Annotated in this window: 19 protein-coding genes; 11 read left to right on the top strand and 8 right to left on the bottom strand. The window is 68.2% G+C overall.

Features of this window, described 5'->3' with window-relative positions:
* Window position 1: 1 nt before the first annotated feature.
* Entirely contained in the window at window positions 2–163 is a 162-nt protein-coding gene (locus BLT78_RS21305; protein WP_157719478.1) for a hypothetical protein, read from the bottom strand.
* Between the two features lie 336 nt (window positions 164–499).
* Between BLT78_RS21305 and BLT78_RS04530 the strand changes: the two genes are divergently transcribed.
* From BLT78_RS04530 to BLT78_RS04505, 6 genes are all read left to right on the top strand, one after another.
* The gene (locus BLT78_RS04530) at window positions 500–1,258 is read left to right on the top strand and encodes a hypothetical protein (protein ID WP_157719477.1); all 759 of its coding nucleotides are present in this window, start codon (window positions 500–502) and stop codon (window positions 1,256–1,258) included.
* 78 nt (window positions 1,259–1,336) lie between these two features.
* Complete coding sequence (locus tag BLT78_RS04525; protein ID WP_090347827.1) at window positions 1,337–2,212, top strand: LysR substrate-binding domain-containing protein; 876 nt, start codon at window positions 1,337–1,339, stop codon at window positions 2,210–2,212.
* A 116-nt stretch (window positions 2,213–2,328) separates the two neighbouring features.
* Window positions 2,329–3,378: a putative 2-aminoethylphosphonate ABC transporter ATP-binding protein gene (locus BLT78_RS04520; RefSeq protein ID WP_090347826.1), complete on the top strand. Its 1,050-nt coding sequence runs from the start codon at window positions 2,329–2,331 to the stop codon at window positions 3,376–3,378.
* A gap of 1 nt (window position 3,379) precedes the next feature.
* A complete protein-coding gene (locus BLT78_RS04515) occupies window positions 3,380–5,086 on the top strand; it encodes a putative 2-aminoethylphosphonate ABC transporter permease subunit (protein WP_090347825.1) in 1,707 nt (568 codons plus the stop codon).
* A gap of 20 nt (window positions 5,087–5,106) precedes the next feature.
* Window positions 5,107–6,120: a putative 2-aminoethylphosphonate ABC transporter substrate-binding protein gene (locus BLT78_RS04510; RefSeq protein WP_090347824.1), complete on the top strand. Its 1,014-nt coding sequence runs from the start codon at window positions 5,107–5,109 to the stop codon at window positions 6,118–6,120.
* A 10-nt stretch (window positions 6,121–6,130) separates the two neighbouring features.
* Window positions 6,131–7,270 carry a TIGR03364 family FAD-dependent oxidoreductase gene (locus BLT78_RS04505; protein ID WP_090347823.1) on the top strand — a complete coding sequence of 380 codons (1,140 nt, stop codon included), beginning with the start codon at window positions 6,131–6,133 and terminating at the stop codon, window positions 7,268–7,270.
* Window positions 7,271–7,406: 136 nt separating this feature from the next.
* Here the strand turns inward: BLT78_RS04505 and exaC are convergent, their stop codons facing one another.
* From exaC to BLT78_RS04485, 4 genes are all read right to left on the bottom strand, one after another.
* On the bottom strand, window positions 7,407–8,927 hold the full coding sequence (gene exaC / locus BLT78_RS04500) for an acetaldehyde dehydrogenase ExaC (RefSeq protein ID WP_090347822.1): 1,521 nt from the start codon (window positions 8,925–8,927) through the stop codon (window positions 7,407–7,409).
* 78 nt (window positions 8,928–9,005) lie between these two features.
* On the bottom strand, window positions 9,006–9,833 hold the full coding sequence (gene phnX / locus BLT78_RS04495; RefSeq protein WP_090347821.1) for a phosphonoacetaldehyde hydrolase: 828 nt from the start codon (window positions 9,831–9,833) through the stop codon (window positions 9,006–9,008).
* A gap of 41 nt (window positions 9,834–9,874) precedes the next feature.
* Entirely contained in the window at window positions 9,875–11,191 is a 1,317-nt protein-coding gene (locus BLT78_RS04490; protein WP_090347820.1) for an MFS transporter, read from the bottom strand.
* Window positions 11,192–11,348: 157 nt separating this feature from the next.
* On the bottom strand, window positions 11,349–12,518 hold the full coding sequence (locus tag BLT78_RS04485) for a 2-aminoethylphosphonate--pyruvate transaminase (protein WP_090347819.1): 1,170 nt from the start codon (window positions 12,516–12,518) through the stop codon (window positions 11,349–11,351).
* 128 nt (window positions 12,519–12,646) lie between these two features.
* On the opposite strand from BLT78_RS04485, the gene BLT78_RS04480 reads away from it, so the two are divergent.
* Together BLT78_RS04480 and BLT78_RS04475 are read left to right on the top strand one after the other, a co-directional pair.
* Window positions 12,647–13,555, top strand: coding sequence for a LysR substrate-binding domain-containing protein (locus tag BLT78_RS04480; RefSeq protein WP_090347818.1), 909 nt, complete (start codon window positions 12,647–12,649; stop codon window positions 13,553–13,555).
* Window positions 13,556–13,755: 200 nt separating this feature from the next.
* The gene (locus BLT78_RS04475) at window positions 13,756–14,586 is read left to right on the top strand and encodes an HDOD domain-containing protein (protein WP_090347817.1); all 831 of its coding nucleotides are present in this window, start codon (window positions 13,756–13,758) and stop codon (window positions 14,584–14,586) included.
* Between the two features lie 54 nt (window positions 14,587–14,640).
* On the opposite strand, the gene BLT78_RS21950 is transcribed toward BLT78_RS04475, so the two are convergent.
* The 3 genes from BLT78_RS21950 to BLT78_RS04460 form a co-directional block, all read right to left on the bottom strand.
* On the bottom strand, window positions 14,641–15,249 hold the full coding sequence (locus BLT78_RS21950; RefSeq protein WP_408003107.1) for a methyl-accepting chemotaxis protein: 609 nt from the start codon (window positions 15,247–15,249) through the stop codon (window positions 14,641–14,643).
* 1,659 nt (window positions 15,250–16,908) lie between these two features.
* Window positions 16,909–17,739 (bottom strand): OmpA/MotB family protein, encoded by an 831-nt coding sequence (locus tag BLT78_RS04465; RefSeq protein ID WP_090347815.1) that lies wholly within the window; start codon window positions 17,737–17,739, stop codon window positions 16,909–16,911.
* 13 nt (window positions 17,740–17,752) lie between these two features.
* A complete protein-coding gene (locus BLT78_RS04460; RefSeq protein ID WP_090347814.1) occupies window positions 17,753–18,562 on the bottom strand; it encodes a motility protein A in 810 nt (269 codons plus the stop codon).
* Between the two features lie 376 nt (window positions 18,563–18,938).
* On the opposite strand from BLT78_RS04460, the gene BLT78_RS04455 reads away from it, so the two are divergent.
* From BLT78_RS04455 to BLT78_RS04445, 3 genes are all read left to right on the top strand, one after another.
* On the top strand, window positions 18,939–20,696 hold the full coding sequence (locus BLT78_RS04455; protein ID WP_090347813.1) for a putative bifunctional diguanylate cyclase/phosphodiesterase: 1,758 nt from the start codon (window positions 18,939–18,941) through the stop codon (window positions 20,694–20,696).
* Between the two features lie 228 nt (window positions 20,697–20,924).
* Complete coding sequence (locus tag BLT78_RS04450) at window positions 20,925–22,670, top strand: flagellin N-terminal helical domain-containing protein (RefSeq protein ID WP_090347812.1); 1,746 nt, start codon at window positions 20,925–20,927, stop codon at window positions 22,668–22,670.
* A 280-nt stretch (window positions 22,671–22,950) separates the two neighbouring features.
* Window positions 22,951–23,319, top strand: a complete 369-nt coding sequence (locus tag BLT78_RS04445; RefSeq protein ID WP_090347811.1) for a flagellar protein FlaG — start codon at window positions 22,951–22,953, stop codon at window positions 23,317–23,319.
* Window positions 23,320–23,422 lie beyond the last annotated feature (103 nt).

Genomic DNA, 23,422 nt, shown 5'->3' with positions numbered 1-23,422 from the left:
GTCAGTTGAAGAACGGCACGCCGCTCATCAACGGCAGTATCAGGTGCATGATCTCGTTACGGGATCGCTCGGCATAAGGATCGTGCACGGCCACGAATACCAGCATGGCGGCCGTGACGACGAACAACAGCAGCAGAATCAGAGTTTGTTTTTCTATTTTCATCGCGAGCCTTCCAGCAGTCGGAGACGCTCGGAAAACGCCGAAGCGGACACTTGCCGGCGCACTTGCGTGAAATGGGCCGGAGCCCTCTGGATCCACGCCTGCACGGCAACGCCTACCTGTTCAGGGTTTCCTTCACGGGGTCGCTGTTTCCGCTTCCGATTCTATTGCCGCCAGCGGCGGGATCATCGTCCATCCAGACTATGGCCGGGCAACGGAGTGCGGCTCTAATGGCAACTTCGCCGGACGCAAGAGTCATTGAGTGTTGCAACTTCTGGCGAACTACCGTCGAAGACAGGATTCGACATAGATGCCAATTCGCACCCACGGATAAAAAACATGAAGAACGGGCTTATTCTTGCATTGGTCTTGTCTATTCTTTGCGGCCCGGCGCGCGCGGACGTATCCGACGCCCAGCGCCTGCACGAGATCCGCACCCGGGGCTTTCTGCTCTGCGCCAACCTGCTGGTCTACTACAACAATCTGGACCCGGCCGCGGCGTTCTATCCCGCGGCGCGCGAGGCCTACCGGCAGCATCTTGCCGAGCTCGACGCACTCAGCGCGCCGCTGCGGGACAGACCCGCGCTGAGCGCAGCGCTGCGCGAGCTGCAGTCGGCCATCGCCCGGCTGGAGAAGCAGCCCGAGGACAGCCAGATCGAATACAGCGTCTGGCTCAATCCGGTGCTGCGCGCGCAGGGCGACCTCGACAGACATGCCGCGGCAGCCTATCAGGCGTCCGGCGAGCAGCAGGCAAGCCTGGCCACCCTGCATAGCCTGAGTCTGGACATCGGCCGCATGCTGCTGCTCTACGAGAGCCAGGCATTCAGCCGCACCGGTATCTATTCGTTCGATGTCCACGAGAACAGCTTCAGCGAACTCGACCAGCGGATTGGCGCCAGCCACGAGAACCTGGCGCAACTGCTGCCCGAGGCCGGCAACGAGCTGCGTGAAGTCCGGCAGAACTACGGTTTCGTCCGCCAGCGCCTGAAGACCAGCGAACAGCAGGTGGTCGCGCGCAGCGCCAGCCTGTACCTGGGCAAGAGCGTGGCCACCCTCGACCGGCTGGCAGGCGCCGAGGCGCGCAAGGCGCTGCCCTGAGCGGCCGCGAGGGCACGGCGGATCGACAGCTCCCGCGGCCGAGGCCTTAGACTAGGCGCTCCATCCGCAGAGACGACGATCTTGAGCAGCGAACTGAAAGCCTTCTACCAGGTGGCGCAACTGGGCAGCATCACCCAGGCAGCGAAGAAGCTCGGTCTCAGCCAGCCGACGGTGACCACCCAGATCCGCCAGCTGGAGGCGCGCTACGGTATCGAGCTGTTCTACCGCGGCGGCCGCCGGCTGACCTTGAGCGACGTCGGCGCCGAGCTGCTGCCCAGGGTGCGCGCGCTGCTGCAGCAGGAGGCCGACATCGAGTTCTTCCTGCGCAACAGCGGCCAGCAGCAGGGCAGCCTGCGCCTCGGCGCCACCGCGCCCTACTACGTGCTCGACCTGCTCAAGCGCTTCCGCGAGCGCCTGCCGCAGGTCGAGGTGGCGGTGCAGATCGGCAATTCCCAGGAGGTGCTGGAGGCGCTCGACGAGTTCCGCGTCGACCTGGCCGCCTCCTCGCAGCGCCTCGACGACCCGCGCCTGGTGCGCCTGGAACTGGGCCGCGATCCGCTGGTGCTGGCGGTGCACCGCGAGCATCCGCTGGCGGCGCTGAGCAGCGTGCCGCTGACCGCCCTGGCCCGCCACTGCCTGCTGATGCGCGAGGCCGGCTCCACCACCCGCGAACTGACAGAGCGGATGCTCGCCGAGGCCGGCGTGCGCCCGCAGGCGCTGCTGGAGATCGGCAGCCGCGAGTCGATCCGCGAGGCGGTGCTGCGCAACATCGGGGTGAGCATCATCGCCCGTCACGAGGTGCCGCACAGCCCGGAGCTGCGCGTGCTGGCGCTGGAGGACGCGCCGCAGATCGTCGAATACCTCTACTGCCTGAAGGAGCGCCGCCTGGCGCGCCTGCCGGCGGCCTTCCTCGCCGTGGCGCGCGAACTGACCGAAAACAGCACGTCAGCGTAGCTTCGCAAAAATCCCGATACACCCATCGGCAGTCTTTGCCCAACTGCCACAGGGCTTTCGCACGGACGCCCTAGCATGACCCTCGTCGCGTCATACCGCTCCACGAGGAACGCATCATGCTCCCCACGTCCACCCCGCACCTGCGCGTGCACGAGCTGCGCAAGCGCTTCGCCGGTTTCACCGCCCTCGATGGCGTGTCGCTGGACATCGCCGCCGGCGAACTGGTCTGCCTGCTCGGCCCCTCCGGCTGCGGCAAGACCACCCTGCTGCGCTGCGTAGCCGGCCTCGAGCGCCAGGACGGCGGCACCCTGCACATCGGCTCGCGCAACATCTCCGAACTGCCGCCGCAGGCGCGCGACTACGGCATCCTGTTCCAGTCCTACGCACTGTTCCCCAACCTCACCGTCGAGCAGAACATCGCCTATGGCCTGGCCGGCAGCGAGCGCGAGGCGATCCGTTCGCGGGTCGCGCAGATGCTCGAACTGGTCGGTCTGACCGGCAGCGAGAAGAAGTATCCCGGCCAGCTCTCCGGCGGCCAGCAGCAGCGCGTCGCCCTGGCCCGCGCACTGGCGCCGGCACCCTCGCTGCTGCTGCTCGACGAGCCGATGTCGGCGCTCGACGCCCGCGTGCGCGAGCACCTGTGCACCGAGTTGCGCGCCCTGCAGCGCCAGCTCGGCATCACCACCCTGATGGTCACCCACAACCAAGACGAGGCCATGCTGATGGCCGACCGCATCGCGGTGATCAACCACGGCCGCGTCGAGCAGTACGCCACCCCCAGGGATATCTACGCCCATCCGGCCAGCCCGTTCGTCGCCGAGTTCGTCGGCCAGGGCAACTGGCTGCCCTTCGAGCGCTCCGGCGAGGGCTTCGCCCGGGTCGGCAACCTCGACCTGCGCCTGCCGGTGGCGACCGGCGCCGCGCGCGGCCGGCTGTTCTGCCGCCCCGAGGCCATCGTGATCAACCCGCCGGTGCACGAGCCCAACCTGTGCCGCGCGCAGATGCGCGAGATCACCTTCCTCGGCAACCGCTGCCGGCTGAGCTTCGAGCTGGCCGAGCTGCCCGGCCACCCCCTGCAGGCCGAGGTCGCCCCGGAGGCGCTGCCACATCCGGCCAGCGAGCTGTGGGTCGCCCTGCCGCCGCACCGCCTGCAGGTGTTCGCCTGACATGCATCGGACCCTCTCCCTCCCCGCCGGCGCCCAAGCCGGCCTGCGCTGCGCCCGCGCCGACCGCCTGTTCGTCGACGGCGGCAAGTGGCTGATGCTCGCCCTCCTCGTCCTCGCCGTGCTGCTGCCGCTGACCGCCATGCTCTGGCGCGGCTTTGCCGGCGAGCCGGGCCAGGGCGGCGGTCTGGCCGCAGCGACCGAGCTGCTGGCCAGCGCCAACTTCCGCTGGCTGCTCGGCAACAGCCTCAAGGTGGCGCTGACCGTGGCGCTGATCGTGGTGCCGCTGGCCTACCTGTTCGCCTACGCCCTGCAGCGCACGCTGATCCCGGCCAAGGGCCTGTGGCGCGGCATCTCGCTGCTGCCGCTCTTGGCGCCGTCGATGCTGCCGGGCATCGCGCTGATCTACCTGTTCGGCAACCAGGGCCTGCTGCGCGGGCTGTTCGCCGACAACATCTACGGCTTCTGGGGCATCGTCCTCGGCGAGGTGATCTACACCTTCCCCCACGCGCTGATGATCCTGCTCTCGGCGCTGGCGCTGGCCGACGCACGGCTGTTCGACGCCGCGGCGAGCATGGGCGCGAGTCCGTGGAAGGCGTTTCGCAGCATCACCTGGCCGGGCAGCCGCCAGGGCGTGTTCGCCGCCTTCTGCCTGGTGTTCACCCTGACCATCACCGACTTCGGCGTGCCGGTGGTGATCGGCGGCGACTACCAGGTGCTGGCCCTGGAGGCCTACAAGGCGGTGGTCGGCCAGCAGCAGTTCGGCCGCGGCGCGCTGATCGGCCTGGTGCTGCTGGTGCCGGCGCTGCTCAGCTTCGCGGTCGACGCCTGGCTGCGCCGCCGCCAGCGCGACGCCATGAGCGGCCGCGCCCAGCTCTACCGCCCGGTGCCTGCGCCGCGACGCGACGCCGTGTTCCTCGCCGTAGTGATCGCCCTGTGCAGCCTGCTCCTGCTGGTGTTCGGCATGGCGGTGTACTCCTCGCTGGTCAAGTTCTGGCCGTACAACCTGGCGCTGTCGCTGCGCCACTACGCCTTCGCCGACCTGCCCGGCGGCTGGCAGCCGTACTTCAACAGCCTGCTGATGGCCTCCGCCAGCGCGCTGATCGGCGGTTTGCTGATCTTCACCGGCGCCTGGCTGCTGGAGAAGACCCGCCAGGACGCCCTCACCCAGGTCCTGCGCCTGCTGTGCTTCGTGCCGATGGCGGTGCCCGGTCTCGTGCTCGGCCTCGGCTACGTGTTCTTCTTCAACCTGCCGGGCAACCCGCTCGGCGGCCTGTACGGCAGCCTGCTGCTGCTCACCGTCTGCACCGTGGCGCATTTTCTGAGCACCGCGCAGATCACCGCAAGCACCGCGCTGCGCCAGCTCGACGGCGAGTTCGAGGCGGCCGCGCTGTCGCTGCGCGTACCGCTGTATCGCCACTACCTGCGCGTCACCCTGCCGCTGTGCCTGCCGGCGCTGCTGGACATCGTCCGCTACCTGTTCGTCTCGGCGATGACCACCGTCTCGGCGGTGATCTTCCTCTACAGCCCGGACAGCATGCTCGCCGCCATCGCCGTGCTGAACATGGACGACGCCGGCAACGTCGGCGGCGCCGCCGCCATGTCCACCCTGATCCTGCTCACTTCCGCCGCCGTGTCCCTGCTGCTGGCCGCCGCCTCACGCGGGCTGCTGCGCCGCAGCCAGGCCTGGCGCCAGGACCCGAACCCCTGACTCACTCCCGGAGAACCACCATGCGCAAACGTCTCGCCCTCGCCATCGCCGTAGCCGCCGGCCTCAGCCTGCAGGCCCAGGCCGCCACCGAACTGACCGTCTACACCGCCCTCGAGGTGGAGCAGCTCAAGGCCTACAAGGAAGCCTTCGAGAAAAAACACCCGGACATCGAGATCCGCTGGGTGCGCGACTCCACCGGCATCATCACCGCCAAGCTGCTGGCCGAGAAGGATCGCCCGCAGGCCGACGCGGTCTGGGGCCTGGCCGCCTCCAGCCTGGCGATCCTCGACCAGCAGGGCATGCTGGAGGCCTACGCGCCGCAGAACCTCGCCAAGATCGACGCCAAGTACCGCGACGCCGCCAATCCGCCGAGCTGGGTCGGCATGGACGTGTGGGCCGCCACCGTGTGCTTCAACCACGTCGAGGCCGAGAAGCAGGGCCTGCCCAAGCCGGTACGCTGGGAAGACCTGACCGACCCGGTCTACCAGGGCAAGATCGTCATGCCCAACCCGGCCTCCTCCGGCACCGGCTACCTGGACGTCAGCGCCTGGCTGCAGACCTTCGGCGAGCAGCAGGGCTGGGCGTTCATGGACAAGCTGCACGCCAACATCGGCCAGTACACCCACTCCGGCTCCAAGCCGTGCAAGCTGGCCGCCGCCGGCGAGTTCCCGATCGGCATCTCCTTCGAGTACCCGGCCATCCAGCTGCAGCGCCAGGGCGCGCCGCTGGACATCGTGCTGCCCAAGGAGGGCCTCGGCTGGGAGGTGGAGGCGACCGCCATCCTCAAGGGCAGCGACGCCATGGAGGCGGCGCGCAAGCTCGCCGACTTCTCCGCCAGCCCGGAAGCCATGCAGCTGTACAGCCAGAACTTCGCCGTGCTGGCCCAGCCGGGTATCGCCCAGCGCATCAGCGAGCTGCCGGCCGACTACGAGCAGCGCCTGATCGCCAACGACTTCGCCTGGGCCTCGAAGGAGCGCGAGCGCATCCTCGCCGAGTGGCGCCAGCGCTACGACGGCAAGTCCGAGAAGCAGTGAGGAGCCCGGCATGAGCAACCACTGCGACATCGCCATCGTCGGCGCCGGCATCCTCGGCCTGGCCCACGCCTTCGCCGCCGCCCGCCGCGGCCTCAAGGTCCGCGTGTTCGAGCGCAGCGAGCGCGCCCTCGGCGCCTCGGTGCGCAACTTCGGCATGGGCCTGATCACCGGCCAGGCGCCCGGCCCGATGCTCGAGCTGGCCCGCGCCAGCCGGCCGATCTGGGCCGGCTGGGCGCAGGCCGCGGGCTTCGCGGTCAAGCGCGAGGGCTCGCTGCTGTTCGCTCGCAGCGAAGCCGAGGAACGGCTGCTGGAGGCGTTCTGCGCCGGCCGCGCCCGCGAGCACGGCTACCGTGTCGAGCTGCTCGGCCGCGAGGCGCTGGGCAGCATCTACGCCGGCCGCTTCCGCCACCACCGCGCCGCCCTGCACGGCTTCGACGACCAGCAGCTGTACTCGCGCGAGGCGCTGCCGGCACTGGCCGCCTGGCTGGCGCGCGAGTTCGGCGTGGAGTTCCACTTCGCCACCCTGGTACGCGACGTCGAGCCGGGCCTGCTGCACACCACCGCCGGGCGCTTCCAGGCGGGGCAGATCGTCGTCTGCTCCGGTCACGACTACCTGACCCTGCTGGCCGAGCAGCTGCGCGCGCTCGAGCCGCAGGTCTGCCGCCTGCAGATGCTGCGCGTCGCCCCGCAGCAGGCGCTGGACCTGCAGCACGCGGTGCTCACCGGCCTGTCCGGCGTGCACTACGGCGCCTTCGACGACCTGCCGGAAGCCGAGGCGGTGCGCGCGCAGATCCGCCGCGAGTGTCCGGCGCTGGAGCGCTTCGGCATCCACCTCTTGGTCAGCCCGACGCCGAGCGGCGAGCTGATCATCGGCGACTCCCACGACTACGGCCAGGACGCCTCGCCGTTCAACGCCGAGGAAGTGGACAAGCTGCTGCTGCAGCTCGCCGAGCACACCCTGGCCACCCCGCTGCGGGTGGTCGAGCGCTGGCAGGGCGTGTACGGCGGGCGCGGGCCGGCGCCCTTCTCGGTCACCAAGGCGGCCGAAGGCGTCACCGCGGTGCTGATGCACACCGGGCTGGGCATGAGCGTCGGCCCGGCGCTGGGCGAGCGGACCATCGCGGCGCTGCTCGGCGAGGCGGCCGGCTGATTCGCGCAGGCAAAAAAGAGCGCGGCCGAAGCCGCGCTGCGAAGAGGTGCTGCCGGAGACTGAGGGAAACCGGCAGCCACCCCGGACGGCCCCGACCTGCCGACCCTTGCGTCGGGGCGCGTGGAGAACGGCAGGGTCAGAAGAAGCCCAGCGGCTTGATGTCGTAGCTGACCAGCAGGTTCTTGGTCTGCTGGTAGTGGTCGAGCATCATCTTGTGGGTCTCGCGGCCCACGCCGGACTTCTTGTAGCCACCGAAGGCGGCGTGCGCCGGGTACAGGTGGTAGCAGTTGGTCCACACGCGGCCGGCCTTGATGCCGCGGCCCATGCGGTAGGCGCGGTTGATGTCGCGGGTCCACACGCCGGCGCCCAGGCCGAACTCGGTGTCGTTGGCGATCGCCAGCGCCTCGGCCTCGTCCTTGAAGGTGGTCACGCCGACCACCGGGCCGAAGATCTCCTCCTGGAACACGCGCATGTCGTTGGTGCCCTTGATCAGGGTCGGCTGCACGTAGTAGCCGCTGGCCAGGCTGCCCTCGAGCTTCTCGGCGGCGCCGCCGGTGAGGATCTCGGCACCCTCCTCGCGGGCGATGTCCATGTAGGAGAGGATCTTCTCGAACTGCTGGCTGGACGCCTGGGCGCCGACCATGGTCTCCGTGTCCAGCGGGTTGCCGCGCTTGATCTGCTTGACCTTGTTCATCACCACGGCCATGAACTCGTCGTAGATCGACTCCTGGATCAGCGCGCGCGACGGGCAGGTGCAGACCTCGCCCTGGTTGAAGAACGCCAGCACCAGGCCCTCGGCGGCCTTCTCGATGAACTGCGGCTCGGCGCGCATGATGTCTTCGAAGAAGATGTTCGGCGACTTGCCGCCCAGCTCGACGGTGCTGGGGATGATGTTCTCGGCGGCGCACTTGAGGATGTGCGAGCCGACCGGGGTGGAGCCGGTGAAGGCGATCTTGGCGATGCGCTTGCTAGTGGCCAGCGCCTCGCCGGCCTCGCGGCCGAAGCCCTGGACGATGTTCAGCACGCCCGGCGGCAGCAGGTCGGCGATGATCTCGGCCAGCACCATGATCGACAGCGGGGTCTGCTCGGCCGGCTTGAGCACGATGCAGTTGCCGGCGGCCAGCGCCGGGGCCAGCTTCCAGGCGGCCATCAGCAGCGGGAAGTTCCACGGGATGATCTGGCCGACCACGCCCAGCGGCTCGTGGAAGTGGTAGGCGGCGGTGGTGTCGTTGATCTCGGCGGCGCTGCCTTCCTGGGCGCGGATGCAGCCGGCGAAGTAGCGGAAGTGGTCGGCGGACAGCGGCACGTCGGCGTTGAGGGTCTCGCGCACGGCCTTGCCGTTGTCCCAGGTCTCGGCCACGGCCAGCACTTCGAGGTTCTGCTCGATGCGATCGGCGATCTTCAGCAGGATGTTGGCGCGGTCCTGCACCGAGGTGCGCCCCCAAGCGTCGGCGGCGGCGTGGGCGGCGTCCAGCGCCAGCTCGATGTCGGCGGCATCGGAGCGCGGGAACTCGGCTATGGCCTCGCCGGTGACCGGCGTGGTGTTGGTGAAGTACTGGCCCTTCACCGGAGCCACGAACTCACCATTGATGAAGTTGCCGTAGCGCGGCTTGAAGGAAACGATGGCACCGGCGGTGCCCGGTTGTGCGTAGATCATCTGGCGGCCTCTGTTGTTGGCGTTGTGGCGACACGATGTGGCGAAGGCCGGGGCCGCCGCAGCGGCCCCGGGCACGGCTCAGCAGCCTTGCGGCGTCTCGCCGCGCTGCAGGCGGGCGTTGATGTCGTCGATCACCGCCGGCAGCTCGGCGATGGTGTCGATCAGGTAGTGCGGGCGCGCGCCCTCGAACAGCTGGGCGATGCGCGCCCGCTCGGCGACGCGGCGCTCGGCCGGCAGCGCCTGGTACTCGGCGTAGGTGAGGCCGAGGGCGTTGCCGGACATGGTCAGCGCCACCGTCCACATGCCGGCGCTGCGCCCCTCGAGGATGCCCGGCCAGGTGTCGTCTACCTTGACGCAGGCGGAGACGTCGCTGATGCCGAGGGCGATCACGTTGGCCAGCGCCTGGGCCGGGTGCGGGCGGCCGTTGGGCACCTCGTCGGTGGCCACCACGTGGTCGGCGACGTAGCCGTTGCTGGCGGCCAGCTTGACCACCTTGTCCATCACCACCGCCGGGTAGCCGGAGCAGGAGCCGATCTTCAGGCCCTTATCGCGCAGCGCGGCGATGGCCTCCAGGGCGCCGGGGATCAGCGCCGAGTGCTCGGCGATCTTCTCGATCTGCAGCGGCATGAAGCGCTCGTAGATGGCGGTGACGTCGGCGTCGCTGGGCAGGCGGCCGAAGCGCGCCCGGTAGCGCTCGGCGATCTCCGGCACGTCGCACAGGGTGCGGATGTGGTCCCACTTGCCCATGCCCATCGGCCCGCGGGCCTCGGCCAGGCTGACCTCGACGCCGAACTCGGCGAACGCCTCGACGAAGATCTGGGTCGGCGCGAAGGAGCCGAAGTCGACCACGGTGCCGGCCCAGTCGAGGATGGCGGCTTGCAGCTGGGTGGGTGCTTGATAGTTCATTTCTGGTTACTCCGGATGACGACGGATAAAGGAATTGGGACTCAGGCCAGGGCCTTGCGCGGGCCGCCGGCCACGGCCGGTTCGGCGCTGGCCTGCGGGCGGCTGTTCCAGTGCGGGATCAGCAGCACGGTGGCCACCAGCGCGGTGCAGGTGAAGACGAGGAACACGGTTTCGGTGTCGAAGTAGCCGGGCAGCAGACCGCCGAGGATGGCGCCGGTGGAGCCGCAGCCGTTGACGAAGCCCGAGGCGGTGCCGGCGGCGCCCTTGCTGAAGTCGATGGCCGCCGAGCTGCTGATCATCGAGTCCGGCCCGTACAGGGTCAGGCCCATGAGGAACAGCAGGCCGACCACCAGCAGCACGCTGCCGCTCTGCATGGCCGGGACGAACAGGGCCAGCACCACCGCCAGGGCCAGCAGGCTGACCACGCAGGCCGGGAAGCGCCGCGCGCCGAACAGCTTGTCGGAGAGCAGGCCGATCAGCAGCGGGCCGACCAGGCCGGCGACCTCGAAGGCCGACGGCACCAGCGCGGCGGCCACCTTGCCCAGCTCCGGCATGCGCTCGTAGACCATCACCGGCCCCCAGAACAGGATCGCGTAGCGCGCCGGCTTGAGCAGGAAGTAGGCCAGGCCGAGCACCAGCACCGTGCGGTTGCGCAGGATGGTGCGCAGCGATTCCCAGAAGCCCGGGTGCTCGCCCACCGCGGCGTGCTCCTCCTCCACCGCCGGCAGGCCGACGTCCTGCGGGCGGTTGCGCTGCAGCCAGAGGAACAGCACGGCGACCACCGCCACCACCGCCGCGCCGGAGACGAAAGCCATGCGCCAGTCGCCGAACGCCTGGTAGGCCCACCAGCCGGTGAAGGGCGCGGCGACCAGGCCGCCGAAGGCGTAGCAGCTGCTCCACAGGCCGAGCACACGGCCACGCTCGCGGGTAGCGAAGAAGCAGCCGATGTTCTTGCACAGCCCCGACCAGCCGGTGGACTGCGCCAGGCCCTGCACCACCATGCAGGTGGCGAAGATCGGCAGGGTGGCGAAGGTGCCCATCAGCAGGGCGGCCAGCGCCGAGACCAGAAGGCCGCCGAACACCACCACGCGGGTGCCGAAGCGGTCGGCGAACACTCCCCAGACGAACTGGCCGACGGCGTAGGCGCCGAGGTAGAGGGCGTCGAGGTTGGCCATGGCGGCCTTGTCGAGGGTGAAGTCGGGGTCCTCGCCGATGCCGAGCTTGGCCACCGAGAAGGCCTTGCGGGTGAAGTAGAAGGCGGCGTAGGCCAGCCAGGTGATGGCGAAGATCTGCCAGCGCCAGCGCTGGAGATCGCTGCTGAACAATCGGAAGGACGAACCGCTCGCGTGCTGCGTCATGAATCTGGCCTCTTTTGCTTGTAGGAATCGGCAGTTCAAAGCTGGAAGTCGTTCTTGTTATCGCACCGGGCGACGTGCGCGAAGGGCCGTCGATCGGCCTGGCGCGCACCGCCACGGGGTGGGCTGCCGCGAGCCAGCCGGACTCGCGGCCGACGCTTCAGGCGGCCGGGCGGCGGATGTCCACCTGCATCGCGGCCAGGCTGTCGGCGATGGCGCGCAGCAACTGGTGGACGATGCCCTCGTCGATCTGGCCGATGTGGCCGATGCGGAAGCTCTCGGCGAGGGTCAGCTTGCCGGGGTAGATGATGAACTGGCGCTGTTTCAGCTCGTCGTAGAAGCGCTTGAACTCGAAGTTCGGGTGCTCGGGGCAGAAGAAGGTGGTGATGATCGGCGACAGCCAGCGGTCCTCGAGCAGGGTGCGGAAGCCCAGGGCGCGCATGCCGGCCACCAGCACGTCGCGGTTGCGCGAGTAGCGCGCCAGGCGTCCGGCCACCCCGCCCTCGGCGCGGTGCTGTTCGAGTGCGCTGCGGAAGGCCACCACGCTGTGGGTCGGTGGGGTGAAGCGCCACTGGCCGCTGCGCTCCATGTACTGCCACTGCTCGAACAGGTCGAGGCTCAGCGAGTGAAAGCGCCCCTGGGAGGCCTCCAGCAGGTCGCGTCGGGCGATGACGAAGCCGAAGCCGGGGATGCCCTCGATGCACTTGTTGGCCGAGGACACCAGGATATCGAAGGGAATCTCGTCGACGGTCAGCGGCACCGCGCCGAACGAGCTCATGGCGTCGACCATCAGCAGCTTGCCGTGCGCCTTGACCACCGCGGCGATCTCGCGCAGCGGGTTGAGGATGCCCGAGCTGGTCTCGCAGTGGACCAGGAACACCGTGGTGACCTCGGGGTGCTCGCGCAGCAGCTGGTCGACCTCTTCGGGCTGCGGCGGCAGGTAGTCGCCCTTGTCCAGGCTGACGTGGGCGCGGCCGAGGTAGTCGAGGGTCTGCCGCGCGCGCTTGCCGTAGGCGCCGTTCATCAGCACCAGCGCCTTGCCGTCGCGCGGCACCGCGGCGGCCAGCGCCGCCTCGACGGCAAAGGTGCCGCTGCCCTGCAGCGGTACGCAGACGTAGCTGTCGTCCGCCACCCCGGCCATCGCCACCAGCTCGCGGCGGATCTCGGCGGTGACCTGGTTGAACTCACCGTCCCACGACCCCCAATCGCGCAGCATGGCCTGCTTGGTGGCCAGCGAGGTAGTCAGCGGCCCGGGGGTGAGCAGGAAGGGCTCGCCCTGGGCCGGCGCGGGCAGCGGCTGGGATACGGCGATGAATTCGGCTTTGCTCATGATCGTCTCCTGTTCGGTAGGACGCAGTGGATGACTGCCTGGCGACGATCAAATCAATTCGGCACTAATAAATAAAATCGTTTTATGGTATTTCAAAAACAACTACAGCTTATTAATGCGAGAAACCCATGGCGATCTCCCATGCCCAGCTCAAGGCCTTCCACGCGGTGGCGGTGCACGGCAGCTTCACCCGCGCCGCCGAGCGCCTGTTCCTCAGCCAGCCGGCGATCTCCGACCAGGTGCGCAAGCTCGAGGAGCACTACGGGGTGCAGCTGTTCCACCGCACCAAGCGCTCGGTGCAGCTCAGCGAGCTGGGCGAGCGTCTGCTGACCATCACCCAGCGTCTGTTCGCCGCCGAGGGCGAAGCCGAGGAGCTGCTGTCCAGCTCGCGCGCCCTGCGCACCGGCCAGCTGACCCTGGCGGTGGATGCGCCCATCCACGTGCTGCCCTACATCGCTCGGTTCAACGCGCGCTACCCCGGCATCCGCATCAGCCTGGTCACCGGCAACACCGACGAAGCCCTCGGTCGTCTGTTCGGCTACCGCGCCGATCTCGCCGTGGTCGGCCGTCCGGTGGAGGACGAGCGCCTGCTGTGCCGGACCCTGAGCCGCGGCCCGCTGGCGGCCTTCGTCGCGCGCAGCCATCCGTGGGCGCAGCGCCGCGACATCGCCCTGGCCGACCTCGACGACCTGCCGGTGGTGCTGCGCGAGCAGGGCTCGATGACCCGCCAGTTGCTCGAGGAGGAGATGCGCCAGGCCGGCCTGCGCCTGCGCCCGGCCATCGAGGTCGAAGGCCGCGAGGCGGTGCGCGAGCTGGTGTTGGCGGGAATGGGCGTCGGCGTGGTGTCGGCGGCGGAGCTGGGCGATCACCCGCAGGTGCACGCCCTGCCGATCCGCGACTGCCGGCAGCGGATGACCGAGACGCTGGTGTGCCTGCGCGAGCAGAGCGCGCGCAGGCTGATCGAGGCGTTCCTGCAGGTGGTCGACGAGGCGGTGGAGCACGCCGCTCCGGGGAACGAGCCGGGCCATCCGGACTGACGACCGTGCCGTCATCGCCTCCGGCAGCGGCCGCTGGCCGTGTCGCATCCACGCGCAGCCTGGTATCACGTCACAGCCGGGGGCAACGAAACCGTTCCGCTATCTCGCGCTCGTCTGCCGGATCGGCAATACTGCCGACCCCGGTGCCAGCCCTGCGCTCCACCAGCGTCACATCCAGAATCGATAAGGAACACCAAGCCATGAGCCGACTTGCAGAGACGGTCAGTCGGGAGCTGCTGCAGGCCATTCGCGATGATCAACTGGTCCTCCCCACCCTGCCCGAGGCGGCCCTGCGGATCCGCAATGCCGTGCAACAGCCGGACATCGGCATCACCGAGCTGGCGCGGGAGATCGGCAGCGACACCGCCCTCAGCGCACGCCTGATCCGGGTGGCCAACAGCCCGCTGCTGCGCGCTCGCACGGAGATCACCGATCTGCAGATGGCGATCAGCCGTCTTGGCATCAACTACACCAGCACCCTGGCCATCGGCGTCGCGCTGGAGCAGATGTTCCGCGCCAAGTCGCCGCTGATCCAGCGCAAGATGCACGAGATCTGGAGCAAGAGCCTCGAGGTGTCGAGCATCAGCTACGTGCTGTGCCGCAACTACACGACCCTGGTGCCGGACCAGGCCGCCCTGGCCGGGCTGGTCCACCAGATCGGCGCCCTGCCGGTGCTGACCTACGCCGAAAGCCACCCCGAGCTGCTGCAGGACCCGCAGAGCCTGACCTTCGTCATCGACGAGGTCCACCCGAGCATCGGCAACCGCATCCTGCACCAGTGGAACTTCCCCGAGTCGATCGCCTCGATTCCCTCGCAGCACCTGAACTTCAGCCGCGACAGCGACGAGGCCGACTACGCCGATGTCGTCCAGGTCGCCGTGCTGCAGAGTTACCTGGGCAGCGACCACCTGCTGGCCGCCGTGGACTGGAGCCAGGTCGCCGCCTTCGCCAAGCTCGGCCTCGACTGCGAGGTGGACAACGCCGAGGACAACGAACTCGCCGCCTCCCTCGCCGCCGCCTTCGGCGGCTGAGCCCAGCCCGCTCCGCACCGGCCGGCATCAGCATGCCCGCCGGTGCCGCAGACTTCAGCCCTGACTGACCGCGAACTGCCCCACCAGCTGCTGCAAGCGGCTGGTGGTGTGGCGGACCCGCGAGGTGCTGCCCTGCAGGACCCGCAGGGTCTGCTGCATGTCCTGGGAGACGCGGTCGACACCGCGGATGGTGGTGCCGTAGTGCTGGCTGCGCTGGTCGAGCTGCTTGATCAGCTCGAACATGCGCTGCACGGCCTGCTGCAGGCGCAGGTTCTCGCTGGAGCCCTGCTCGGCCTGGCGCAGGCTGACGTCGACGTTGGCCACGCCGTGGGTCATGAAGGCCACCGCGTCGCGGGTTTCCGTCTGCAGCCCCTCGATCACCTGACGGATCTCGTCGGCGGCGCTGGCGGTGCGCGAGGCCAGGGTGCGGATCTCCCCGGCCACCACGGCGAAGCCCCGGCCGTGGCTGCCGGCGCGCGCCGCCTCGATGGCGGCGTTGAGCGCCAGCAGGTTGGTCTGGATGGTGATCTCGCTGATCAGCGAGACGATGTTGCCGATCTGCCCCATGCGGCTGTCCAGCGACTGCACGCTGCGCGCCGAGCGATCGACCACGTTGCGGATCGCCTGGGTGCTCTCGCGGGCGCTGCCGATCACCGCCTCCATGGCGCTCTTCATTTCCTCGGCGGTCAGCGAGGCCTGCTGGATCTCGGCCAGCTGCGCCTCGACCAAGCGCAGCATGTCGCCCATGGACGCGGCCACCGCCGTCGAGGTGGTGCAGGCCTCGCTGTTGTGCGTGAGCATCTGCGCGTTGGTCTGGCCGACGCTGTGCGAGGCACGGATCACCTCGCCGACGATGCCGTCGAGATTGTCGATGAAGCTGTTGATCCAGCGCGCCAGATCGCCGGTCTCGTCGCCGGCCATGTCGCTGCGGTCGAGGCGCTGGCTGAGGTTGCCGCCCCCCTCGGCGATGGTGCGGATCACCCCGCTCATCTCGCGCATGCGCGCGGCCAGCCGCCGCGGACCGAAGGCGGCGAACAGCAGCGCGCACAGCCCCAGCAGGCCGAGCTCGAGCAGATCCAGCAGGCCCTGCGGCAGGCCGCTGTAGTGCCGCAGGGCGGTGCTGGCGGCGTACCAGCCGCCCATCACCAGCAGGAAGGTCTGCATCAGGCCGAAGGTCAGCGAACGGCGCCGGTAGACCTCCTCGAGGTCGGCCTCGCACATCATCCCCCAGCGATCCGGCGAGCCGGGCAGGCGGAAGGTCACCCCCTTGCCGACCACCGGCACGTGCCGGTAGTCGGAGTAGCCCGGATAGGTGACGAACAGGTTGGCGCCCTTGCGGATGGTTTCGCGCACGCCCGGGTGCAGTTCGCCGGTGGCCGGATCGATGAAGCGCAACTCCAGCTCGGTGTGGCGGCGCACCTGCACCGTGCCCCAGCGGGTGCGCACCCCGGCCTTGAGGTTGTCGCCGTGGCTGAAGGTGTCGTCCTCGAAGCGCGAGCGCGACAGCGCGGTGCCCGGCAGGATGCGCGGGTCGAAGCGCGACTCGACCATGAACAGGTAGTTGTCGCCGGATTCGGCGTAGACGTGGCCAGCCTCGCGCTGGATGAGGTCGCCCAGCACGTCGTTGGGCACCCGCGCGCACAGGCAGCCGAGCAACTGATCGTCGCGGCGGATCGGCTGATAGAACATCAGCGTCACCTCGTCGTGGAAGCGCGAACTGGACGGGCCGATTTCCAGGGTCAGCGGATCGACGTAGGGGCCGTGCAGGAACGGCTGGCGCAGGCCGGCCGCCAGGGCGGCGGGATCGAGATCCTGCGCGTTGCAATGCGCGGCCCAGCTGGAGGCCAGCACCAGCCCCTGCGGCGACACCACGAACAGCTCGGTGCAGTCCGCGGCCTGGCCGAGCTTGTCCTGCAGAAGGCGGTTGTCCAGCCAGGTGAAGTCACGCGCCAGGCAGTCGGCGAGTTCCGCCAGCCAGGCCCACTGGCTGCGCGCCCAGTTCTGCAGCAGGCGGCCGCGGGTCTGGGCGATGCCCTCGAAGACCTTCTCCACCTCGTGGCAGGTGTCGCGGTTCAGCCAGCACGACCAGCCCATGGCCAGCTTGCCGGTCCTGCCCAGCCAGGGCAGCCAGCGCCGCTCGGCAGACGACAGTTCCATGAGCTTGCTTTGCAGTGACGACATGGTGGTTCTTCCTTACAGCGAATTGACCACTGCGCCCAGCAAGATCCATGCCATCAAAATGCCAGCATATTGCGTGCAGCCGAAATCCCCCGCGCCCGATTGGCGGGCACGCGCATCATGATGGTGCAGCTCAGTGCACCATCATGAACCAGGCGCCTCCATGATCAGCTCGACGCGCCGGTTGCTCGCCCGACCCTCGGCTGTAGCGTTGTCGCCCAGCGGCCGGGTGTCGGCATAGCCCACCGCGCGCAGGCGCTCGCTGGCCACGCCGTTGGCCTCCAGATAGCGCACCACCCCGCCCGCCCGCGAACCGGACAGCTCCCAGTTGGACGGATAGCGGCCACTGCGCACCGGCACCGAGTCGGTGTGCCCTTCCACCGCGATGCGGTGGTCGCTGCTGTTGAGCACCGGCACCAGGCGCTTGAGCACCGCCAGACCGGCCAGGCTGAGATCGGCCTGGCCGGAGCTGAACAGGATCTCGCTGCTGATGCGGAAGCTCACCGTGCTCTCGTTGACCACCACGTCGATGTCGTCGCCGAGCTGGTCCAGCGGCAGGCCCTTGAGCGGATCGACCGGCGCCTTGGACGGCAGGGGCGACGGCACCTGCAGGGCCGTCTCCGGCAGCAGGCCGTCGCTGGCCGGCAGCACCCCCTCGTGGGCCGGCCGCAGGTGGCTGGACGCCTGGCGCAGCCCGTCCAGCGCGCCCTTGCCGGCGAAGGCCAGCATGACCACCAGCAGCACCAGCATCAGGGTCATCATGTCCAGGTAGGTGAGCAGCCAGCTCTCCTCCTCCGGCTCGGTGGCCAACACCTCGTCGCCGCCCGTCTTGCGTCTGGCCCGCCCGGCCACCTGCCGCGCATGGGCCAGCTCGGCCTCCAGCTCGCGCTGGCGCATCAGCAGCGCCTGCTTGGCGGGGATCGCCGTCGTGCTGCCGGCACCGTTCTCGGTGCCCTCGGTCGCCTGTTCGCTCATCGCTCGGCGCTCCTCAGGCTCGGCGGCCATCGGCGCTGCGCGCCCCGGCGCCGCCGTCGTTGATCTCGTCCTGGTACTGGGCCATGAACGACTTCAGCGTCTCGCGCATCAGCCCCGGGCTGCGCTTGTTGCACATCATCGAGATGCCCTGCACCACCATGTTCATCACCACCACGCGCTGCTCGGTGCGCCGCTCCAGCTTCACCGCCACCGGCTTGAACACCAGGTTGGCCAGCAGTACGCCGTAGAAGGTGGTGATCAGCGCGATCGCCATCTGCCGACCGATGGCGGTCATGTCGCCGTCGCCGAGCAGGAACATCAGGTTGACCAGGCCCACCAGGGTGCCGACCATGCCGAACGCCGGCGCGAAGCTGGCCATCACCCGGAACAGCTGCGCCTCGGCATGCTCGCGCGCGCGCAGGCGCGAGATGCGCCACTGCAGCAGCTCGATGATGTCCTCCTCGGGCGTGTTGTCGACCACCAGCTGGACGCCGGTGCGCAGGAAGGGATTGCGCACGTGCTGCAGCGCCTCCTCGATCTGGCGCAGGTTGCCGGACATCCACAGCCGCGAGATGTTCACCAGCTCCTCCATGTCGTCGCGGGTGTACAGCTTCTCGTTGCGCATCACCGTGGCGAACAGGCCGAACACCCGCAGCACCTCGCCCAGCGGGTAGCTGATGAAGGTGGCCGCCATGGTGCCCACCAGCACGATGCCCAGGCTGGGCAGGTCGAGGAAGAGGGCCGGATCCTCGGCGGAAAACATCAGCACCACCGCCAGCAGCGCGACGCTGGAAAGGATGCCGATTAGCGTGGAGGGATTCATGCAGACTCCATGTGCGGACCGATGGACAAGACGACACGCCACCCGGACGTGCCCTTGCCCATCTATCGGCAGCGGCGGCGCACTTCTGAAGCCGTGATGCGAAATTGCCCGCTGCGGAAGATGGCCCGGCACGCCACGGACTGGCCTGGAGAATGGTTGAGCCCGGAACGGGTGTCGCCGGCGGACCACCAGCTGCACCGCGCCCGCCGGGCGGATCGCGCCTCGACGCGCGTCAACAGTCGGACGTCCAAAAAATGTCATATTTTCATAAAGTTTTCGCCGCCCCTGCCGATAGCGTTGCGGAACAGCCTTGCGCCGGCTCCCGACAGCCCCCCCCTTTTCCCGCCGCACGCCCCATCGCCCGCCAGGAGGACCGATGCAGTCAACCGCCCCGCTCCACAGGGACGCCTATATCCTGGTGGTCGACGACAGCTCGGTGAACGTCAAGCTGCTGCTGGCCCTGCTCGAGCACTACGGCTACACCAACAGCCAGGGCATCAACGACCCGCGCTGGGTCGAGCCGATGCTCGAGGAGCAGTTGCCCGACCTGATCCTGCTCGACATCAACATGCCGCACCTCAGCGGCCACGACATCCTCGCCTGGCTGAAGACCCGCTGGGGCGACCAGGCGCCGCCGGTGATCGTGCTCACCGCACAGACCAGCCGCGACACCCGCATGCAGGCCCTCGATCTCGGCGCGCGGGACTTCCTCACCAAGCCGTTCGACCAGCAGGAAGTCATGCAGCGCATCCGCAACTCCCTCGAGGTGCACTTCCTGCTCAAGGAGCGTAACGACCGCGCCATCCTCCTGCAGAACCTGGTGGAAGAACGCACCGCCGCCATCGCCCGTCTGTCCCGCGAAGACCCGGTCACCGGCTTGCCCAACCGCCGCGCCCTGCTCGCCCAGCTCGAAGCCAGCCTGCAGGACAAGGCGCCGGCGGCGCTGTACTTCATCGCCCTGGAAGGCATGGACGACATCGCCCGCCTGCACGGCTACGCCACCAGCGAGACTCTCAGCCTGCGCCTGCGCGACCGCCTGCTCGAACGCTTCGCGCCGCAGGCCACCGTGGGCGTGTGGAACACCAACAAGTGGCTGGTCATCGCCCAGCAGCCGATGCTCGCCGACCGCCTCGACGAGCAGGCCCGCAGCCTGCTGCACTGCATCACCCAGCCCTTCGGCATCGACCAGGTGCAGGTCCGCCTCGACGCGCGCATCGGCATCAGCCACACCGAAATGCCGCACGAGTCGGCCGACCACCTGCTGCGCCTGGCGGCGCTCGCCCTGCCGGACACCAGCGCGGAGTGGCGCCTGTACCACTCGAGCATCGAGGACGACCTGCAGAAACGCACGCGCCTGCACGAGGCCCTGCGCGCCGCCCTGGACAACCAGGAATTCTTCCTCGTCTACCAGCCCAAGATCGAACTGGCCAGCGGCCGGGTCATCGGCGCCGAGGCCCTGCTGCGCTGGGTACACCCGACCCTGGGCTTCGTCTCGCCGGCCGACTTCATTCCCATGGCCGAAGACAGCGGCGAGATCCTGCGCATCGGCGAATGGGTGATCGAGCGCGCAATCCGCCAGCTCGAGGAATGGCTGGCCACCCGCCAGGTGGCACCGAACTTCCGCCTGGCGGTCAACGTCTCGGTACAGCAACTGACCCGCCCGGACTTCGCCCGCAACCTGCTCAACCGCCTGCTGCGCAGCCGCCTGCCGGCCGGCGCGCTGGAAGTCGAGGTCACCGAATCGGGCCTGATGCAGAACGTCGAACTGGCCCGCGACCAGCTGCGCCTGCTGTCCCGCCACAGCGTACCGGTGGCCATCGACGACTTCGGCACCGGCCACTCCTCGCTGGCCTACCTGAAGACCCTGCCGGTCTCGGTGCTGAAGATCGACCGCGCCTTCGTCAGCAACATGGACACCGAACCCCAGGACAGCCGCCTGGCCGAAACCGTGATCGACATGGCGCGCAACTTCGGCTGCATCACCGTCGCCGAAGGCGTGGAGAAACCGGAACAGGCGGAAATGCTCCGGGACATGGGCTGCGAACTGGCCCAGGGCTACTGGTATTCGGCGCCGCTGAAGGTGGAGCAGTTCGTGGAGTTCTGTGCGGGGCGGGAGCAGCAGGCGATTGCCTGAAACAGACCGGCGCCACCTCAGTCCCCGCACCGCCGGCTAGACAGCCGGCACGACGCCACAGGATTGAGACAGATCAAAAAGTGCCGATCCATTCACAAAAAATCGCTGCCAGCCCTAAAGCTTCCCCGCAGCCCGTCGATATCTGAGGTAACGGCCAACGGCGCCGTTGTCGCCAGGCGCAGCACAGCTCGCCACTGGCACCAACTTGAAACAGCAAGGAGTCACTCCATGTCCGTGATCAACACCAACATCACTTCTGTGATCGCACAGAAGAACCTGACCAGCTCCAAGAGCGCCCTGACCACCGCCATGGAGCGCCTGTCCTCCGGCCTGCGCATCAACAGCGCCAAGGACGATGCCGCCGGCCAGGCCATCACCAACCGCATGACCGCCCAGGTCAAGGGTCTGGCCCAGGCCCAGCGCAACGCCAACGACGGCATCTCCGTCGCCCAGACCGCCGAAGGCGCGCTGAACCAGGTCAACGACAACCTGCAGCGCATTCGCGAGCTGAGCGTGCAAGCTTCCAACGGCACCAACTCCGGCGACGACCTGACCTCGATCCAGAACGAGATCGGTCAGCGCCTGGAAGAGATCAACCGCATCTCCAAGGAAACCAGCTTCAACGGCGTGAATGTGCTGGCTGGCGATAAGGAGCTGAGCATCCAGGTTGGCGCTCAGGATGGCCAGACCATCAAGATCAACCTGAAGGAAATCAATGCCGAAACCCTGAACCTGAAGGGCTTCAACGTTGACGGCAAGGCCGAAATCGCCAACAAGGCCGCCTCCCTGTCCGACCTCAAGCTGGCCAGCAATGTCACTGAAGCCGTTGCCGACAAGCAGTACACCCTGAAGACTGACAATACCGCTGTCAGCGCAGCCGACGCCTTGGGCAAGCTGGCCAACGCTGGCACTGCAACTTTCAACGGCACCAACAACGCCTACGGTACTGCTGCAACTGGCGGCACCTACACCTATGACAGCGCCAAGGACTCCTTCACCTACGGCGCTACTGGCGTGACCGAAACCAATGCCGCCGCTGCCCTGACCCCGAAAGCCGGTGAAGCTCCCCGCTCGGCCAAGATCGAGATCGGCGGCACTGCCATGGACGTGCTGATCACCAATACCGGTGACATCACCAGCAAAGACGGCAAGGCGCTGTTCATCGACAGCTCCGGCAACCTGACCGCAACCACCTCGGGCACTGCTGGTACCGACTACGTTGAAGCCACTGTTGGGCGCCTGACCAATGCTATGGCTACTGATGCCTCGGACATTGATGGCAACGGCTTTGACGTCAGCACTACCGACATCTCCACTGCCAAGATCACCCTGGATGATGGCAGCACCCTGACCGGTACCAATAACGCCGGGGTCAACGTGGCCGGCGCCAAGATCAGCCGCAGCGAGCTGCTGGCTGCCGCCGAAGCCAACACCGCCCAGGATCTCTCTTTCCAAACTACAGTTGGCGGCGTTGCCGCTCAGACAGTCACCATCAGCAGCAACGGCGGCACCACCACCGTGAAGTCCGGTGGCAACACCGTCCGTGCCGACGCCAACGGTGCTCTCACCACCGCAGCGACCACCGACACCACCCTGCATGTGCGCGACAATGGCAAGGTCACCGACACTGATGGCGTCCAGTACTTTGTCGGTCAGGACGGCAAGCTGACCACTGCCGAAACCACCAAGGGCACCAAGACCGAGAACCCGCTGAAAACCATCGACGCCGCCCTGAAGCAGATCGACTCCCTGCGCTCCGACCTCGGTGCCGTGCAGAACCGCTTCGAGTCGGCGATCACCAACCTGAGCACCAACGAGACCAACATCACCGCCGCTCGTTCGCGCATCCAGGACGCCGACTACGCCGTGGAAGTGGGCAACATGACCCGTGCGCAGATCCTCCAGCAGGCCGGTACCTCGGTGCTGGCCCAGGCCAACCAGCTGCCGCAGGGCGTGCTGTCCCTGCTGCGCTAAGCGGCTCGCCGAGGTGCGCGACCAGGAAAGCGCGCACCTCGGCTCCAGCACCACTACAGGGCGCCTTCGGGCGCCCTGTTCGTTTTACAGCCACGAACACAGACTCCCGTAGGGTGCGCCATGCGCACCGCTGACAGAATGCCTGGACTGGTGCGCACGGCGCACCCTAAACATGACATCACCCAAGGTCTTTCGCCCTCAAGATCCCCCACCCGCCTGCCGATAGAAGACGAAAATCCCCTTTCAAAACGCGCCCAGCGCCGCTCGGAGTGGAGCCACCATGACAACACCGCCCTCTCTCGACGTCATCCAGCTGTTTCCCTTTCCCACCGAGCAGGCCGCGCTGTCTGTATCTCCCCCCAGCGAGTCGCCGAGTGTCATCGCCAGCGAACCACGCAACGAGCCCTCGACCAGGGAGCCCACCCAGGGGGGCGCCGCGCAGCTGGCGGCCAGCCTGCAGCAACTGAACGCCGGACTGCAGAGTTTCGGTATCGAGTTCGAGTTCAGCGAGCCCGGCAATCATCTGGTCACCCGGGTGGTGGATCGCGAGAGCGGCGAGCTGATCCGCCAGATTCCCAGCGAGGAGGTTCTGCGCATGGCGCAGCGCATGGAGAACCGGATCGGCCTGCTTCTCCAGGAAAAGGCCTGATCAGCGTCGGTAATGATTCCTGAGTAGGGTTCGCCATGCGCACCATGGAGCCCAAAGCCGAAGCGGTGCGCATGGCGCACCCTACGCTGGCCATATCCGACCT

The sequence above is a fragment of the Pseudomonas oryzae genome (assembly GCF_900104805.1).
Taxonomy (GTDB): Bacteria; Pseudomonadota; Gammaproteobacteria; order Pseudomonadales; family Pseudomonadaceae; genus Geopseudomonas; species Geopseudomonas oryzae.
Note: the sequence above shows the minus strand (reverse complement) of the source record. Positions and strands in the feature narration are given on the sequence as shown.

Excerpts from the sequence above, each read along its gene's own strand:
- BLT78_RS04520 (WP_090347826.1), top strand. The coding sequence starts at position 2,329 with ATGCTCCCCACGTCCACCCCGCACCTGCGCGTGCACGAGCTGCGCAAG.
- exaC (WP_090347822.1), bottom strand. The coding sequence starts at position 8,927 with ATGATCTACGCACAACCGGGCACCGCCGGTGCCATCGTTTCCTTCAAG.
- BLT78_RS04505 (WP_090347823.1), top strand. The coding sequence starts at position 6,131 with ATGAGCAACCACTGCGACATCGCCATCGTCGGCGCCGGCATCCTCGGC.
- BLT78_RS04455 (WP_090347813.1), top strand. The coding sequence starts at position 18,939 with ATGCAGTCAACCGCCCCGCTCCACAGGGACGCCTATATCCTGGTGGTC.
- BLT78_RS04490 (WP_090347820.1), bottom strand. The coding sequence starts at position 11,191 with ATGACGCAGCACGCGAGCGGTTCGTCCTTCCGATTGTTCAGCAGCGAT.
- BLT78_RS04530 (WP_157719477.1), top strand. The coding sequence starts at position 500 with ATGAAGAACGGGCTTATTCTTGCATTGGTCTTGTCTATTCTTTGCGGC.
- BLT78_RS04445 (WP_090347811.1), top strand. The coding sequence starts at position 22,951 with ATGACAACACCGCCCTCTCTCGACGTCATCCAGCTGTTTCCCTTTCCC.
- BLT78_RS04465 (WP_090347815.1), bottom strand. The coding sequence starts at position 17,739 with ATGAGCGAACAGGCGACCGAGGGCACCGAGAACGGTGCCGGCAGCACG.
- BLT78_RS04485 (WP_090347819.1), bottom strand. The coding sequence starts at position 12,518 with ATGAGCAAAGCCGAATTCATCGCCGTATCCCAGCCGCTGCCCGCGCCG.
- BLT78_RS04460 (WP_090347814.1), bottom strand. The coding sequence starts at position 18,562 with ATGAATCCCTCCACGCTAATCGGCATCCTTTCCAGCGTCGCGCTGCTG.
- phnX (WP_090347821.1), bottom strand. The coding sequence starts at position 9,833 with ATGAACTATCAAGCACCCACCCAGCTGCAAGCCGCCATCCTCGACTGG.
- BLT78_RS04515 (WP_090347825.1), top strand. The coding sequence starts at position 3,380 with ATGCATCGGACCCTCTCCCTCCCCGCCGGCGCCCAAGCCGGCCTGCGC.
- BLT78_RS21305 (WP_157719478.1), bottom strand. The coding sequence starts at position 163 with ATGAAAATAGAAAAACAAACTCTGATTCTGCTGCTGTTGTTCGTCGTC.
- BLT78_RS04510 (WP_090347824.1), top strand. The coding sequence starts at position 5,107 with ATGCGCAAACGTCTCGCCCTCGCCATCGCCGTAGCCGCCGGCCTCAGC.
- BLT78_RS04475 (WP_090347817.1), top strand. The coding sequence starts at position 13,756 with ATGAGCCGACTTGCAGAGACGGTCAGTCGGGAGCTGCTGCAGGCCATT.
- BLT78_RS04480 (WP_090347818.1), top strand. The coding sequence starts at position 12,647 with ATGGCGATCTCCCATGCCCAGCTCAAGGCCTTCCACGCGGTGGCGGTG.
- BLT78_RS21950 (WP_408003107.1), bottom strand. The coding sequence starts at position 15,249 with ATGGAGGCGGTGATCGGCAGCGCCCGCGAGAGCACCCAGGCGATCCGC.
- BLT78_RS04450 (WP_090347812.1), top strand. The coding sequence starts at position 20,925 with ATGTCCGTGATCAACACCAACATCACTTCTGTGATCGCACAGAAGAAC.